This window comes from Variovorax sp. W2I14 (assembly GCF_050435205.1).
Taxonomy (GTDB): Bacteria; Pseudomonadota; Gammaproteobacteria; order Burkholderiales; family Burkholderiaceae_C; genus Variovorax; species Variovorax paradoxus_C.
On sequence record NZ_JBNDJX010000001.1, the window covers coordinates 3,666,687 to 3,682,234 of the forward strand.

At 68.0% G+C, this 15,548-nt stretch carries 12 protein-coding genes; 8 read left to right on the forward strand and 4 right to left on the reverse strand.

Annotated features, from left to right (window positions below):
- The first annotated feature begins 58 nt into the window (after positions 1-58).
- A complete protein-coding gene (gene trhA, locus QF040_RS17150) occupies positions 59-745 on the forward strand; it encodes a PAQR family membrane homeostasis protein TrhA (RefSeq protein ID WP_429612065.1) in 687 nt (228 codons plus the stop codon).
- A 17-nt stretch (positions 746-762) separates the two neighbouring features.
- On the opposite strand, the gene QF040_RS17155 is transcribed toward trhA, so the two are convergent.
- Both QF040_RS17155 and QF040_RS17160 read right to left on the reverse strand, forming a co-directional pair.
- Positions 763-987, reverse strand: coding sequence for a SlyX family protein (locus QF040_RS17155; protein WP_429612066.1), 225 nt, complete (start codon positions 985-987; stop codon positions 763-765).
- Between the two features lie 175 nt (positions 988-1,162).
- Complete coding sequence (locus QF040_RS17160; RefSeq protein ID WP_429612067.1) at positions 1,163-2,695, reverse strand: MFS transporter; 1,533 nt, start codon at positions 2,693-2,695, stop codon at positions 1,163-1,165.
- A 109-nt stretch (positions 2,696-2,804) separates the two neighbouring features.
- Between QF040_RS17160 and QF040_RS17165 the strand changes: the two genes are divergently transcribed.
- The gene (locus QF040_RS17165; RefSeq protein WP_429612068.1) at positions 2,805-3,701 is read left to right on the forward strand and encodes a LysR family transcriptional regulator; all 897 of its coding nucleotides are present in this window, start codon (positions 2,805-2,807) and stop codon (positions 3,699-3,701) included.
- Here the strand turns inward: QF040_RS17165 and QF040_RS17170 are convergent.
- Positions 3,673-5,154, reverse strand: a complete 1,482-nt coding sequence (locus tag QF040_RS17170; RefSeq protein WP_429612069.1) for an AAA family ATPase — start codon at positions 5,152-5,154, stop codon at positions 3,673-3,675. The two genes, QF040_RS17165 and QF040_RS17170, sit on opposite strands and share 29 nt — an antisense overlap.
- Before the next feature lie 107 nt (positions 5,155-5,261).
- Complete coding sequence (locus QF040_RS17175) at positions 5,262-7,778, reverse strand: ABC transporter permease (protein ID WP_429612070.1); 2,517 nt, start codon at positions 7,776-7,778, stop codon at positions 5,262-5,264.
- 192 nt (positions 7,779-7,970) lie between these two features.
- Between QF040_RS17175 and QF040_RS17180 the strand changes: the two genes are divergently transcribed.
- The 6 genes from QF040_RS17180 (at position 7,971) to selA (ending at position 15,530) form a co-directional block, all read left to right on the forward strand.
- Positions 7,971-8,261 carry a hypothetical protein gene (locus QF040_RS17180; protein WP_429612071.1) on the forward strand — a complete coding sequence of 97 codons (291 nt, stop codon included), beginning with the start codon at positions 7,971-7,973 and terminating at the stop codon, positions 8,259-8,261.
- Between the two features lie 100 nt (positions 8,262-8,361).
- Positions 8,362-11,439, forward strand: a complete 3,078-nt coding sequence (gene fdnG / locus QF040_RS17185) for a formate dehydrogenase-N subunit alpha (protein ID WP_429612072.1) — start codon at positions 8,362-8,364, stop codon at positions 11,437-11,439.
- A 3-nt stretch (positions 11,440-11,442) separates the two neighbouring features.
- The gene (fdxH, locus tag QF040_RS17190) at positions 11,443-12,420 is read left to right on the forward strand and encodes a formate dehydrogenase subunit beta (RefSeq protein WP_429612073.1); all 978 of its coding nucleotides are present in this window, start codon (positions 11,443-11,445) and stop codon (positions 12,418-12,420) included.
- Positions 12,417-13,040, forward strand: coding sequence for a formate dehydrogenase subunit gamma (locus QF040_RS17195; protein WP_429612074.1), 624 nt, complete (start codon positions 12,417-12,419; stop codon positions 13,038-13,040). The genes fdxH and QF040_RS17195 overlap by 4 nt, the downstream gene beginning before the upstream one ends.
- A gap of 10 nt (positions 13,041-13,050) precedes the next feature.
- The gene (fdhE, locus tag QF040_RS17200; RefSeq protein WP_429612075.1) at positions 13,051-14,082 is read left to right on the forward strand and encodes a formate dehydrogenase accessory protein FdhE; all 1,032 of its coding nucleotides are present in this window, start codon (positions 13,051-13,053) and stop codon (positions 14,080-14,082) included.
- Complete coding sequence (gene selA / locus QF040_RS17205) at positions 14,082-15,530, forward strand: L-seryl-tRNA(Sec) selenium transferase (RefSeq protein ID WP_429612076.1); 1,449 nt, start codon at positions 14,082-14,084, stop codon at positions 15,528-15,530. Before fdhE ends, selA begins: the two co-directional genes overlap by 1 nt.
- Positions 15,531-15,548 lie beyond the last annotated feature (18 nt).

Consider the following 15,548-nt stretch of genomic DNA (forward strand, 5'->3'; position numbering starts at 1 on the left):
TTCGCGCGGAACCAAACCGATTCTCGAGGTTCTGTTCCTGATGACGAATAGCCCACCCATGCAGCCGCAGCCCCTTTCCGCCGGTCCGAAGAAGCCGGCGCCCGTTGCCGCCCGCGACCAGACCGGGATGGAAGAACTCTTCAATGCGCTGAGCCACGGCCTCGGCCTGGTGCTGGCGATTGCCTCGCTGCCCATCCTGATCTACAGCGCAGCCCAGAAGGGCCAGGCCGCGAGCGTGGTCGGCGTCTCGCTCTTCGCGGGCACGGCCATCGTGCTGTATCTCATCTCCACGCTGTACCACGCGTTGCCGATCGGCCGCGCCAAGGCCTGGTTCAACCGGTTGGACCACGCGGCCATCTATCTCTTCATCGCGGGCAGCTACATGCCCTTTCTGTTCGGCGTGCTGCGCGGGCCGTGGGGCTGGACGCTGTTCGGTGCCATTTGCGCGGCGGCCGCGCTGGGCGTGGGCGCCAAGCTGTTCAACCGGCTGCAGCATCCGCTGTGGTCGACCGGGCTCTATGTGGCGATGGGCTGGATGGCGCTGATGGCGGCGGTGCCGCTGTATGAGCGCATGTCACCGGCGGGGCTGGGTTGGCTCGTGGCGGGCGGTTTGTTCTACACGGCGGGCGCCGTCGTCTTCCTGTTCGACAACAAGATCCGCTTCGCGCATTCGGTGTGGCACTTGTTCGTGCTGGCCGGCAGCACCTGCCATTTCTTTGCCGTGCTCTGGCACTCGCACGGCTGAGCTTTCTCTTTCAGCAATCAGTAGTGCGGCGGTAGCTCGTCGCGAAGATTGCGCGCCGCTCCATCCTGCCCCGCGTTCTGGCTCAGTTGCCGCAGGTGCGCCACCTGCTGGATCAGGCCGTCGATCTGCTGCTGTTGCCGGTAGATCGTCATGTTCAGTTGCTCCAGCAGGTCGTCGGCGTAGCTCGACTTGATCTCTAGTTCGGTCAGCCGCTCGGTCACGTCGTTCGGTAGGTGTTCCATGCCGCTATTGGACAGGAAGACTTGCTTGTTCTTTGTGACGCCTTGCCTTGCTCCCTCCCCTTCCGGGGGAGGGCTGGGGTAGGGGCTGGCGGCGCATCAAGCACCAGCGGCGTTGCGAAGGCCGCGTGCCCCCATCCCAGCCTTCCCCCGGAAGGGGAAGGAGCAAGACGCGCGTTCAACAGGCAGACGATTCCAACGCCACCGCGCCCGCTTCGACGTGCGTCTCGCCGCGCAGGAACACGAACACCACCAGCGCCGTCAACACGGTCACGCCGGCCAGCACGCACAGCAAGGTGCCGAACGCCGCGCCGTAGGCGTGCAGCAGGGCAGCGCGGTCCACGCCGGGCAGCAGCGCGAGCGCCTGCGACAGATCGCCCGTCGTCACCCGCTGCGCAGCCTGCGATGTCGCTCCGGGATGCGCCGGCAGCCGCGACAGTTGCAGCGAAACCAATGCCGTCAGCCCCGCCCCGACCAACGCAAGCGCAACCCCTTCCCCCGCCACCCGCACCGTGTTGAAGATGCCCGACGCCATGCCCGCCCGCTCGCGCGGCACCACGCTCACCGCGAGCCCGTCCATCAGGCCCCAGGGAAGGCCGATGCCCGCGCCGATCAGCAGCAGCGGCCACACGATCGCGTGCAGCGGCGTGCCCGGCGCGCAGTAACTGAGCCAGAGCAACCCCACCGCGCACACCAGCAGCCCCACGGCCGAGATCACGCCGGCCGAGAACCGGTGCGCGAGCGACGCCGCGAGCGTCGGCACCACGAGGATCGGTCCCGAGAGCGCGAACATGAACACGCCCGCCTCCATCGCGCTGCGCCCTTCCAGTCCGACGAAGCGGATCGGCAGCAGCACCAGCAGCACGACAAAGCCATAGGCCGGCGCCGCGGCCAGCAGTTGTACGCCGACGAAGCGCGGAAAGCGGAACAGCGTCAGGTCGAGCATCGGATGCGCCACGCGCCGCTCGATGGCGATGAAGGCCGCGCCCATGAGCGCCGCGCTTGCCAGCGCACCGATCACCCACGGGCTGCCCCAGCCGCTGTCGGGCGCCTGCAGCACGCCGAGCGTGAGCAGCGTCAGCGCGGCGGTGAAGGTGAGCGTGCCCGGCACATCGAGCCCCATCGCATGCGGGTTGCGCGACTCGCGCATGCTCAGCGAGGCGATGCACAGCGCCACGAGGCTGATCGCGCCCGGGCTCAGCATCACCGACTGCCAGCCGAAGCTCTCGGCGAGCCCGCCCGAGAGGATCGACCCGCACGACAGCCCCACGCCGAACGAAGTGCCGATGAAGCTGAACGCCCGCGTGCGCGCTGGGCCGTCGAACACCTGCGCCAGCGCCGCTGTGCCCGATGCGAACGCGGCCGCAGAGCCCAGCCCCTGCAGGGCACGCGCGAGGTCGAAAGCGACGATGCCGGGCGCGAGCGTCAGCAGCGAACTGCTGAGTGCCACCACCGCAAGCCCCATGAGGAAGACGCGCTTGCGGCCATAGGCATCGGCGAGCGCGCCGGCGGCCATCAGCGTCGCGCCGAAGCTCAGCATGAAGGCGTTGGTCACCCAGTTGAGCTGCACCGGGCTGCCGCCCAGCGCATCGCGGATCGCGGGCAGCACCACCGCCGGGCCGGTGAAGCTGAGCGGCATGCCCAGCGCCGCGAGGCAGACGGCGGCGAGCAGCCAGTTCTTGTTGTCGGAAAGCGAGGAAGGCGAAGACATCGAGGGCTTTCACGCCGAAGGGAAGAAGGAGCACCGAAGATAGAAAGGAATCAATGGAATGAAAATGGCGCCATTGATCCTCACACTCCCAACCCAGGGTTGTTAATCCATGGACAGCTTCAGCGGACTCGAATCCTTCGTGCGGGCGGCCGACCTGCTGAGCTTTGCCAAGGCCGGGCGGTTGCTCGGCATCTCGGCCTCGGCCGTGGGCAAGAACGTCGCGCGGCTCGAACAGCAGCTGGGCCTGCGGCTCTTCAACCGCACCACGCGGCATGTACGGCTGACCGAGGAAGGCGCGATGTTCCACGAGCGCTGCCGGCGCATCCTCGACGAGCTCGACGATGCGCGGGCCATGATGCAGGACGCGGTCGCAGCCCCGCGCGGCCGCGTTCGCGTGAGCCTGCCGACCATCGGCTATCGCTTCCTGCTGCCGATCCTGCCGGCCTTCAAGGCACGCTTTCCCGAGATCGAACTCGACCTCGACTTCAACGACCGCTTGGTCGACGTGATCGCCGAAGGCGTGGACGTGGCGATCCGCAGCGGCGAGCTCGGCGACTCGCAGCTCGTGGCGCGCCGGCTCGGCCCGTTCAATTTCGTGCTCGTCGCCTCGCCTGCCTACCTGGCCGAGCACGGCGTGCCGCAGGTGCCGGCCGACCTCGCGCGGCACAGTTGCCTCCGCTACAAGTTCGTGACCGGCGGAAAGATCGAGGACTGGGACCTGCCCGGCCTGCCCACGCAACTGCCGCCCGGGCTTCTGTGCAACAACATGGAAGCCATGCTCGGCGCGGCCGTCGCCGGCCTCGGCGTGGCCTACATGCCCGACTTCCTCGCGCGCGATTCGCTCTGCCGCGGCGAACTGCAGCGCGTGCTGGAGACGCACCTCGTGCGCCAGGGGCAGTTCTCGGCGCTGTGGTCATCGAGCCGGCAGTTGTCGCCGAAGGTCAGGGCGTTTGTGGACTTTGCGGGGGAGCACATGTTCAGGGAAGCGCTGCCGCCAACTCGCTGACCTCGCGGGGTGGCGCCTCGACGCGCGGCACGCTCTCCTTGGGCTGCGCCTTCACCGGCTCACTCCCCATCCGGCTCAGCGCAATCGCCGCCTGCAACGGATAAAGCGTCCGCGCATCCCCTTCGGCCTTGTTGCTCACCGTCGTCCCCGCGCCCTCGCTCATGCTGGCCGTGCGCACCGCGTCCAGCCGATGCGTGGGCACCATGAACGGCGAATGCGTCGTGTAGACGATCTGGTTGCCGAAGTCGTGTTCGAAGTGCGCGAGCAGGTCGGCCTGCGAATGCGCATGCAGGTGAAGGCCGGGCTCGTCCAGCAGCAGGATCGCATCGCCCGCGCCCCGCGTATCCGCAAAGAACGTGATGTAGAACGAGAAGAACCACTGGAAGCCGCGGCTGCGTTCGTCGAGATTCACTTCGACCTCGTAGGCGCCGTTCGGGTCGGAGACCAGCGTGTCCATGTATGGCCCGTCGAGGTTGAAGCGGACCTTCAGTTCGCGGTCTTTCCACACGCGGCGGATTTCCGACGTGACGACCGAGCCGGCGCGGTTCACGAGCTGGTTGCGCGTGGCCTGGTCGTTCTTCTCCAGCAAGTCCTGCAACTGCTGCGGGTCGAGCCCTGCGACCTTGCAGAGCTTCTCGAAGCTGCGTTGCTCGGGCGTCGCCTGGCCCCAGCCCTTGCGCACGAGGTAGTCGGCGATGTTCTGGCGGCCGGGCAGCGCGGGGTATTCATCCACGTAGACAAAACGCGGCAGCTTTCCGAGCACCCATTGCTTCGCCTTCGCGAGCGCGGGCGTGTCGTTGGCGATGGCGTGCGCCATGTCCTCGAGTTCGACCAGCATCTGCTCCTGCTTGTCGCTGAGTTCGGCATCCGCGGTGGCCATCGCCTTGCGCAAGGCCTGCAACGCCTTCACCGCGCCTTCGGACCACCGGATGTAGTCGGGGCTCGGAATCATCGCGGCGTCGAAAGCGTCGGCCTCCTGCTCCAGCGTGGCGCGGGCGGCTTCGGCGACCTTCTCGGCCGCAGCTTTGACGGCGGGCACGATCTTGCGGACCTTGCCCTTGATGTCGGACACGTCGAGCGAGAGTTCGCCGAGGCCTTCGAGGCCGGTCCAGCGGGTCGCGGCGTAGCCCCGGCCCGCGGTGACGTGGCGCACCTCGGATGCGCGCGGAAGAATCGCCTTCAGCTCGGCGCGTTCGCTGTCGTCGAGCGCCCAGCGCGTGGAAACGACGGGCGTGTCGCCCTGGCACTCTTCAAGACGGCGGTGCCGCGGAAAGTCCTTGATCGGACTGAGTTCGACAAGGCCTTCGGCCGGGTTCAGGCTGTGAAGCGCGCGCAGCAGGTTCGATTTGCCGCTGTCGTTTCGGCCGAGGATCGCGGTGATCTGCGTGGAGTCGATGGAGCCGCTGTCGTTGATCGAGCGAAAGTTGGTGATCTGGAATGACGCCAAGCGCATGCAGGAATTTCTCTTCTTGAAATGGATACGGGGCCGGGGAATGTATTGCATCCCCGGCCCCGTCCTGCCGATCGCGAAAGAAAAAAACTGTACGGCGTCGTCGGTTCCTATTCGGCCGCGCGCCGCAGTGTGTCGACCACCGGCCGGCGCAGCACATCGCGCAGGCCCCACCACCCCGCCGCCAGCGCGAGCACCGCACCGGCCAGCGCACCCGCAACGGGAACGATCGGCGATGCAGTCCAGGTGAACTCGAACACGTAGCGTGCGAGCCCCCAGCCGATCACCGAGGCCACGATGCTCGCGAGAAAGCCCGCGAGCAGGCCGACGCCGATCAGCTCGGCGCGCTGCACCTGCCGCAAGAGGCTCGCGCGTGCGCCGACGGCACGCATCACCGCGAACTCGCGCGCCCGCTCCTCGCGCGTGGCCGTGACCGCGGCGAACAGCACCACGAGTCCCGCCGCGAGCGTGAAGCCGAACAGGAATTCGACCGCGCGGATCACCTGGTCGAGCACACGCTGCACCTGGTTGATGGTCGCGCTCATGTCCACGTTGGTCACGTTGGGGTAGCTGCGCACCAGCGCGTTGTCGAAGCCGCGCGTCTCGGGCGCGCGGAAGGCCCCCATGTAAGTCACGGGCACGTCGGGCAGCGAGGCTACCGTGTACATCACGAAGAAGTTGGCGTGCATCGAGCCCCAGTCGACCTTGCGCAGCGAGGTGATGCGCGCGTCGTTCTGCATGCCGCCGATGTCGAAGCGCAGCGTGTCGCCGAGCTTCAGGCCCAGCGTCTCGGCCAGGCCCTCTTCCACGCTCACCTCGCCTGCGGCGCCGGGCTTCCATGCCCCGGCCGTGATGCTGTTGTGCGCGGGCGCTTCCATCGCATTGCTGAGGTTGAACTCACGGTCCACCAGGCGCTTGGCGCGGTCTTCGACGTAATCGTCGGGAGTCACCGGCTTGTCGTTGATGGCGACGAGGCGGCCGCGGATCATCGGATACCAATCGAACTTGCCCACGCCCGCATCGCGCAGCGACTTCTGGAAGGCATCGCTCTGGTCCGGCATCACGTTGATGACGAAGCGGTTCGGCGCATCGGGCGGCGTGGCCTGGCGCCAGCTCGCGACGAGGTCGGTGCGCAGCAGCACGAGCAGCACCAGCGCCAGGAGGCCCACCGCGAGCGCGCTGACCTGCACCACGGCATAGGCGGGCCGCGCCGAAATCTGCCGCGTGGCGAGCACCAGCCAGCGCGGCGCGGTCGTTTCGTTGACGCTTCGGCGCAGCACCTTCACCGCGAGCCAGCTCAGGAGTGCGAACACGGCCACCGCACCCGCGAAGCCGCCGACCGCGATCAGGCCGAGCTTGATGTCGCTGCTCGCCGCCATCAACAGCGCGGCGAAGCCCGCCACGCCGATGCCCAGCACCGCGAGCGAGGCTGGCTTGAGCCCACCCACATCGCGCCGGATCACGCGCAGCGGCGGCACGCGCGCGAGCTGAAGCACGGGAGGCAGGCCGAAGGCGAACAGCAGCGTGAGCCCCATGCCAAGGCCGAAGGCCACGGGCCACAGCGTGGCGGCGGGCAGCGCGGTCTCGACCAGCCCGGCCAGCAGCAGCACGAACACATAGTGCACCGCGAAGCCGATGGCCACGCCAAGGCCGCTCGCCACGAGGCCGATCACCGCGAACTCGAAGGCATAGGCCATCGCGATGGTGCGCTGGCTCTGGCCGAGCACGCGCAGCATCGCGCAGTCGTCCAGGTGGCTGGCCGCGAAGCCGCGCGCGGCGAGCGCCACGGCCACGGCCGAGAGCAGCGCCGCGAGCAGCGCGACGAGGCTCAGGAATTTCTCGGCGCGCTCAAGCGTCTGGCGCATCTCAGGCCGGCCGCCTTCGAACGAGTCGAGCCGCACGCCGCGCAGCTCGCCCTTCTTGATGGTGGCCTCGGCCCATTCGGTGAAACGCTTGACCGCCGCATCGCTGCCCGCCACCGCATAGCGGTAGCCCACGCGGCTGGCCGGCTGCACGAGCCCGGTGCGGGCGACGTCGGCCTGATTGAGCATCACGCGCGGCGAGAAGCTCATGAAGCCGGCGCCGCGGTCGGGCTCCAGCGTGATGATGCGGCCCACGCGCAGGCTGGTGTCGCCCAGGAGCAGCGGGTCGCCGATCTTCAGGCCGAGCGAATCGAGCAGCGAGGCATCGACCCACACCTCGCCGGCCGGCGGGATGTCGCGGGTGATCTCGCCGGGGCCGGCGAAGCTGGTCGAGGTCTGCAGGTTGCCCCGCAATGGATAGCCCGCCGTCACCGCCTTCAGCGCCACCAGCTTGCTCGCGCCGCCCTGCACGTCGTCGGCCCGCGCCATGGTGGGAAAGCCATAGGTGGCGGTGCCTTCCAGGCCCAGCGACTTCGCCTGCGCCACGAAGGCATCGGGCGTCGGGTTGTCGCTCACGATCACCGCATCGCCGCCCAGCAGTTGCCGCGCATCGCGCTTCAGCCCGCCCTGCAGCCGGTCGGCAAAGAAGCCGACCGCCGTGAGTGCGGCCACGGCCAGCAGCACGGCAACGATCAAGAGGCGCAGCTCGCCGGCGCGCAAGTCGCGCCAGAGGGTGCGCCAGCCAAGGCGGAGGGAGTCGGTCATGGCGCGAACGATAGCCGACGCCTAAGGCGACGGACGGATTCAAGGGTTATTGCGCCCTCCGGGCCCTTGATCGCGGCGGCATGCTGTCGCATGATGCGAAAAAAGCATCCAGTTACCGCGCCGGGACTACCCCGCCGGCAACAACGGAAGCCAAAAAACCAGCCGGACCGCCTTCCCCCACAAGGAGTGTCGATGTCACGATGTCAGCGCTTGCAAACCGTCGGCCTGTGCCTGGCCCTGAGTTTGCTCTTGAGTGCCTGCGATCCCAAGCCGACTGCGTCGGCAGCGGGCGCATCCTCTTCGTCCGGGGCCAGCCCCAGCGGCGTCAAGCCCGCCGACTCCGGCGACAAGATCGATCCCTCCTCCGCCCACAAAGGCCCGTCCGAAGGCGGCGCAGCCGTGGGCGGCATGAGCGGCCAGGGCGGCGCCTCGACCGGAGGTGCGCCTGCGCCGAGCGGCGGCGATGGCACTGCGCCCAAATAACGAGCAGATAGCGAGCAGACAGCCCCGTTTCCTTTTCCCACGCAAAACAGAAGAAGACCCCGATGAAACAACCCACTTCAGTTGTGCAGGAGGTGATGTCATGGACATAAGCCGCCGGCAATTCTTCCGTGTCAGCAGCGCGGGCCTGATCGGCTCGAGCATCGTCGCGCTCGGCTTCTCGCCGACCGCTGCGCTGGCCGAGGCGCGCAACTTCAAGCTCGCGCGCACCACCGAGACGCGCAACACCTGCCCGTACTGCTCGGTGGGCTGCGGGCTCATCATGTACAGCCTGGGCGACAAGGCCAAGAACGTGGTGTCCGACATCCTCCACATCGAGGGCGACGCCGACCACCCGGTGAATCGCGGCACGCTGTGCCCCAAGGGCGCGGGCCTGCTGGACTTCGTGCACAGTCCGATGCGGCTGAAGTACCCCGAAGTGCGCGAGGCCGGCAGCACCGAGTGGAAGCGCATCGGCTGGAACGAGGCGCTGGACCGCATCGCCAAGCTGCTCAAGGCCGACCGCGACGCCAACTTCCAGACCACCAACGCCGACGGCAAGACCGTCAACCGCTGGACCAGCTCGGGCATGCTCTGCGCCTCGGCCTCGTCCAACGAAACCGGATACATCACGCACAAGGCATTCCGCTCGACCGGGATGCTGGTGTTCGACAACCAGGCACGCGTTTGACACGGACCTACGGTGGCCAGTCTGGCCCCGACGTTCGGACGCGGTGCGATGACCAACCATTGGCAGGACATCCAGAACGCGGATGTCGTGCTGATCATGGGCGGCAATGCCGCGGAGGCGCATCCGTGCGGCTTCAAGTGGGTCATCGAGGCCAAGAAGCAGAACAAGGCGCGCCTTGTCGTGGTCGACCCGCGCTTCACGCGCTCGGCCGCCATGGCCGACTACTACGCGCCGGTGCGCGCCGGGTCGGACATCGCGTTCCTCGCGGGGGTCATCAACTTCCTCTTGAGCAACGACAAGATCCAGACGGAGTACGTGCGCAACTACACCAACGCGCCGTTCATCGTCGGGCCTGACTACAAGTTCGAGGACGGCCTCTTCAGCGGCTACAACGCCGAGAAGCGCAACTACGACCCCAAGTCGTGGGGCTATGCGCTCGACGAAGCCGGCATGGCCAAGGTCGACATGACCATGCAGGACCCGAACTGCGTGCTGCAGGTGATGAAGCGGCATTACGCGCGCTACACGCCCGAGCTGGTGAGCCGCATCACGGGCACGCCGCAGGACAAGTTCGTGAAGGTCTGCGAGTACATCGCGAGCACCAGCGTGCCCACGCGCACCATGACGATCATGTACGCGCTCGGCTGGACACAGCACAGCCAGGGCTCGCAGATGATCCGCACCGGCGCCATCGTGCAGCTGCTGCTCGGCAACATCGGCGTGCCCGGCGGCGGCATGAACGCGCTGCGCGGTCACAGCAACATCCAGGGCTTGACGGACCTGGGCCTGCTGTCGAACTCGCTGCCCGGCTACATGTCGCTCGCGCGGGACGGCGAGCAGAACCTGCCCGACTACTACAAGACCCGCGCGCTCAAGGCGCTGCGTCCCAACCAGATGAGCTACTGGCAGAACTACCCCAAGTTCTTCGTCAGCATGCAGAAATCGTGGTGGGGCGACGCGGCCACGGCCGAGAACGAGTGGGCCTTCCACTACCTGCCCAAGATCGACAAGCTCTACGACGTGCTGCAGGCTTTCGAGCTCATGAACCAGGGCAAGCTCAACGGCTACATCTGCCAGGGCTTCAACCCGGTGGGCTCCTTCCCCGACAAGAAGAAGATCATCGACGGGCTCTCCAAGCTCAAGTTCCTGGTCACCATCGATCCGCTGCAGACCGAGACCAGCGAGTTCTGGCGCAACTTCGGCGAGTTCAACGACGTCAAGACCACCGACATCCAGACCACGGTGTTCCGCCTGCCGTCGACCTGCTTCGCGGAGGAAGACGGCTCGCTCACCAACTCCAGCCGCTGGCTGCAGTGGCACTGGAAGGGCGCGGAGCCGCCGGGCGAGGCCAAGGGCGACATCGAGATCGTGGCGGGCATCTACAACCGCATGCGCCAGGCCTACATCAAGGACGGCGGCGCCTTCCCCGATCCGATCGTCAAGCTGACGTGGCCCTACAAGATTCCGCATTCGCCCTCGGCACAAGAGCTGGCGATGGAATACAACGGCCGCGCGCTCACCGACCTGCTCGATCCGAAGGACCCGACCAAGCCGCCGACGGCCAAGGCCGGCGAACAGCTCTCGGGCTTCGGGCTCCTGCGGGACGACGGCTCCACCGCCGCGGGCTGCTGGATCTACACCGGCGCCTGGACGCAGGCCGGCAACCAGATGGCGCGGCGCGACAACGCCGATCCGTTCGGCATCGGCATGGTGCAGAACTGGGCGTGGGCGTGGCCGGCGAACCGGCGCATCCTCTACAACGGCGCCTCCACCGACCCGGCCACCGGCAAGGCGTGGATTGCGAAACGCAGTCTCGTCGCGTGGAACGGCAAGGCGTGGACAGGTGCCGACGTGCCCGACATCCGGCCCGATGCGAACCCGATGGAGGCCGAGGCGGTGCGCCCCTTCATCATGACGGCCGAAGGCGTGGCGCGGCTCTTTGCACCCACCGGCATGGCCGAGGGTCCGCTGCCCGAGCACTACGAGCCCTTCGAGTCGCCGCTGGTCAACAACCTGATGCACCCGAACAACCCGAAGGCGCGCGCCAACCCCGCGGCACGCATCTTCAAGGGCGACCTCGAGCGGCTGGGCGTGCCGAAGGACTTCCCGTACGTGGCGACCAGCTACCGGCTCACCGAGCACTTCCACTACTGGACGAAGAACGTGCGCACCTCGGCCATCATCCAGCCGCAGCAGTTCGTCGAGATCGGCGAGGAGCTCGCGAAGGACAAGGGCATCGCCAACGGCGACATGGTGAAGGTGTCGAGCAAGCGCGGCTTCATCAAGGCGGTGGCGCTGGTGACCAAGCGCATCGTCGGGCTGCAGGTCGATGGGCGCACGGTGCACACGGTGGGGCTGCCGAACCACTGGGGGTTTGTCGGCATCGCCAAGCCCGGGTACCTGGTGAACACGCTCACGCCGTTCGTGGGCGATGCGAACACGCAGACGCCCGAGTACAAGTCGTTCACCGTGAATATCGAGAAGGCATAAGCGATGTCATCCCTCCAAACCCTGGACATCGCCGCGCGCTCGGCCACGACCACGCCGTCGCCCGACATCCGCCATCGCCCGCAGGTGCAGGAGGTGGCCAAGCTGATCGACGTGTCGACCTGCATCGGCTGCAAGGCCTGCCAGGTCGCGTGCATGCAGTGGAACGACCTGCGCGACGAGGTCGGCACCACGCACGGCACCTACGACAACCCGAACGACCTCACACCCGCCTCCTGGACCGTGATGCGTTTCTCGGAGGTCGAGCCCGAGGCCGGCAAGCTCGAATGGCTGATCCGCAAGGACGGCTGCATGCACTGCGACGACCCCGGCTGCCTGAAGGCCTGCCCGGCGCCGGGCGCGATCGTGAAGTACAGCAACGGCATCGTCGACTTCATCAGCGAGCATTGCGTGGGCTGCGGCAACTGCGTGACCGGCTGCCCGTTCGACGTGCCGCGCATCAGCAAGGGCGACAACAAGGCCTACAAGTGCTCGCTGTGCTCCGACCGGGTGGGCGTGGGCCTGGAACCGGCCTGCGTGAAGGCCTGCCCCACCGGCGCGCTGCACTTCGGCACCAAGGAAGACATGCACGAGTACGCCTCGGAGCGCATCGTCGACCTGAAGGACCGGGGCTTTGCCAACGCCGGCGTGTACGACCCGGCCGGCGTCGGCGGCACGCACGTCATGTACGTGCTGCAGCATGCCGACCGCCCGGGCCTCTATGCCAACCTGCCGAAGGACCCGCACATCAGCCCGCTGGTGTCGCTGTGGAAGGGCGTGGCCAAGCCGCTCGCGGTGGTCGCGATGATCGGCGCGGTGGTCGGCAGCTTCTTCCACTACATGAAGACCGGGCCGATCGAGCCGAAGGACGAGCACCCCGATGCCGATGCCGACGGCAAGCCCGACGACGTGGTGGTGATCGAAGAGCCGCCGGCCACGACGGCAGCACCCCGCGCGACCGAAGCCCGAGGAGACACGCGATGACCCGCTACTACCTTCGCCGCTACCGCGATGCCACCCGCATGAACCACTGGTTCGTCGCGATCATGTTCTTCGCGGCCGCGCTCTCGGGCCTGGCCTTCTTCCACCCGAGCCTCTACTTCTTCAGCACGCTCTTCGGCGGCGGGCCGTGGACGCGCATCCTGCACCCCTTTCTCGGCCTCTTGATGGTGCTGGGCTTCGTGTTCCTGTTCTTCACGATGTGGCGCGAGAACCTGCTGGACCGCAGCGACCGCGACTGGCTCGCCAACGCGCCGAAGATGCTCAAGGGCGACAAGTCGAGCATGCCGGCGGTGGGCAAGTACAACGCCGGGCAGAAGCTGGTGTTCTGGGCCTTCGGCATCAGCCTCCTGTTGCTGCTGGTGACGGGCTTCATGTTCTGGAGCCCGTGGTTCGTCGGCTTCTTCCCGATCGTCGTGCGGCGCATCGCTGTGGTGGTGCATGCGGCTTCGGCCGTGGTGCTGATCCTCTCGGTCATCACGCACATCTACGCCGCGCTGTGGGTCAAGGGCAGCATGCGCGCCATGACGCGCGGAACCGTCACCGAAGGATGGGCCAAGCTAAACCACCCGCTTTGGCATCGCAAAATGACGCGCGGTGAGTGATACTGCGCCGATGACGAGTTCCACCGGCACCCCACCGCCGATCCGGACCACGCGCGTTCTCGATCCCGAGCAGATCGCGATGCAGGCCGGGCGGCAGATGCCGTTCCTGCGCCTGCCGGTGCGCGCCGCGGTGTTCTCCGATCGGCAGCTTCGGCTGCGCCAGCTCGCGGCCTCGCATCCGATGCGCGAGTACCTGATCTTCATCGCCGACCTCGCGCAGGCGCAGCACCAGGTGCTGCAGGACTACCCGGCCGTCGCCCTCCCCGAATCCGAAGCGCTCGAAGCCGCCGCGAAGGTGCTCAAGCCGCCGATGCCCGCCTTCGGCTGGACGCGCGATGCGGTGTGGCGCGCGCAGCTGCGGCGCCTGCTCGGCCTCTTTCGCGTGCGCCTGCACGAAGGCCCGGCGCGCGACACGCTCGACCGCGTGGCGGCCGCCGACGACGCCTGGCTCGACCAGCAGGCCGACCTGCTCTCGCGCCGCATCATGTTCGGGCTCGACCTCGCCGCGGCACCGTTGATCGCCTCTGGCCTCCAGGCCTACTGGACGCAGCTCGTGCTGCAGGTGGCCGAGCGCAACGGCGAGAACATCTACGGCCGCACCGACCCCGGCAACGAGTGCCCGTGCTGCGGCAGCGCGCCCACCGCGAGCATCACGCGCATCGGCGCGGACGAGGCGGGCTTTCGCTACCTGCACTGCTCGCTGTGCAGCACCGAGTGGCACTACGTGCGCATCAAGTGCACGCACTGCGAGAGCACCAAGGGCATCCATTTCGAATCGCTCGCGCCCGAGCCAGGCATCGAGCTGCCCGCCACCGGCGCGCGCGAAGGCGCGGTGAAGGCCGAGTGCTGCGACAGCTGCGGCCACTACCTCAAGCAGATCGCGATGGAGCGGGACCCCGAGGTCGAACCCGTCGCCGATGACCTCGCCAGCGTCACCCTCGACCTGCTCGTTTCCGAAGCCGGACATCAACGCAGCGGCCACAACCTGATGCTGCTGTTCGGCGACCCCGAAGAAATCCTCGACGACGGCGGAGGCGGCTGATGGCAGCGCCCGAAGAGTCCGTGGTCCACGGCTCGACGGCAAGGCCCCAGGATCTGCCTTCTGTCGATCAACTGCTGCGCGCCGATGCGCCGCGCGCCCTCTTGGCCGAGCATGGCCGCACCCTTGTTGTCGGTGAAGCGCGCGCGCTCCTCGAAGGGCTTCGCGCGCGGGCCGTGGCCGGCAAGCTCTCCACCGCGGATGTGCAGCCGCAAGCGCTGAGCGTTGCCCTGGCCGCCCGCGTGCAAGACCGCCTCGCACCGCGCATGCGCGCCGTGCTGAACCTCACCGGCACCGTCATCCACACCAACCTCGGCCGCGCGCTGCTGGCCGATGCGGCACTGCAGCGGCTGCTCGCGGTGATGACCTCGCCGAACAACCTCGAATACGACCTCGCCACCGGCAGCCGCGGCGACCGCGACTCGCTGGTCGAGGAGCTGCTGTGCACCATCACCGGCGCCGAAGCCGTGACGGTGGTCAACAACAACGCGGCCGCGGTGCTGCTCACCATCGCGGCGCTCGCGCGCGACCGCGAAGTGATCGTCTCGCGCGGCGAGCTGGTCGAGATCGGCGGCGCCTTCCGCATGCCCGACGTGATGGCCAGCGCCGGCGCGCGCATGGTCGAGGTGGGCACCACCAACCGCACGCATCCGCAGGATTACGAGCGCGCGATCAATGCGCAGACCGCGCTCGTGATGAAGGTGCACACCAGCAACTACGCGGTGCAGGGCTTCACCGCCGCCGTGGACGAGGCCACGCTCGCCGGCATCGCGCACGCGCGCGGCGTGCCGCTGGCCACGGACCTGGGGAGCGGCTCGCTCATCGACCTCGCGCACTACGGCCTGCCGCGCGAGCCGCTGCCGCAGGAGATGCTCGCGGCCGGCTGCGACGTGGTCACCTTCTCGGGCGACAAGCTGCTGGGCGGTCCGCAGGCCGGGCTCATCGTCGGCAGCAAGGAGGCCGTGGGCCGCATCCGCAAGTTCCCGATGAAGCGCGCGCTGCGCATGAGCAAGCTGCCACTGGCGGCGCTCGAAGCCACGCTCTCGCTGTACCTGCGGCCCGAGCGGCTCGCGAAAGACCTGCCGACGCTGCGCCTGCTCACGCGCCCGGCCGATGCGATCCGCGAGATGGCCGAGGCGCTGCTGCCTGCCGTGCAAGCCGCTGTGACGCCGCGCTTCACCGTCGAGGTGGTGCCGCTGCTGGGCCAGATCGGCTCGGGCTCGCTGCCGGTCGAGCGCCTGCCCTCCGCCGGCCTTGCGCTCGCACCGGCCGGCACCGCGAAGAAGGGCCTGGGCACGGCGCTCGACAAGCTCGCCACCGCCTTGCGCGGACTGCCGCTGCCGGTGATCGGCCGCATAGCGGAAGACCGCCTCCTTCTCGACCTGCGCTGCCTCGAAGACAGCGCCCCTTTCACGGCCCAGCTCGCCGAACTGCGCGAGCGGCTGGTGTAGTTCCCTTCCCCAACCTCA

Bases quoted from the DNA above. Each gene is read 5' to 3' on its own strand.
- trhA (WP_429612065.1), top strand. From the start codon at position 59: ATGCAGCCGCAGCCCCTTTCCGCCGGTCCGAAGAAGCCGGCGCCCGTT.
- QF040_RS17155 (WP_429612066.1), bottom strand. From the start codon at position 987: ATGGAACACCTACCGAACGACGTGACCGAGCGGCTGACCGAACTAGAG.
- QF040_RS17160 (WP_429612067.1), bottom strand. From the start codon at position 2,695: ATGTCTTCGCCTTCCTCGCTTTCCGACAACAAGAACTGGCTGCTCGCC.
- QF040_RS17165 (WP_429612068.1), top strand. From the start codon at position 2,805: ATGGACAGCTTCAGCGGACTCGAATCCTTCGTGCGGGCGGCCGACCTG.
- QF040_RS17170 (WP_429612069.1), bottom strand. From the start codon at position 5,154: ATGCGCTTGGCGTCATTCCAGATCACCAACTTTCGCTCGATCAACGAC.
- QF040_RS17175 (WP_429612070.1), bottom strand. From the start codon at position 7,778: ATGACCGACTCCCTCCGCCTTGGCTGGCGCACCCTCTGGCGCGACTTG.
- QF040_RS17180 (WP_429612071.1), top strand. From the start codon at position 7,971: ATGTCACGATGTCAGCGCTTGCAAACCGTCGGCCTGTGCCTGGCCCTG.
- fdxH (WP_429612073.1), top strand. From the start codon at position 11,443: ATGTCATCCCTCCAAACCCTGGACATCGCCGCGCGCTCGGCCACGACC.
- QF040_RS17195 (WP_429612074.1), top strand. From the start codon at position 12,417: ATGACCCGCTACTACCTTCGCCGCTACCGCGATGCCACCCGCATGAAC.
- fdhE (WP_429612075.1), top strand. From the start codon at position 13,051: ATGACGAGTTCCACCGGCACCCCACCGCCGATCCGGACCACGCGCGTT.
- selA (WP_429612076.1), top strand. From the start codon at position 14,082: ATGGCAGCGCCCGAAGAGTCCGTGGTCCACGGCTCGACGGCAAGGCCC.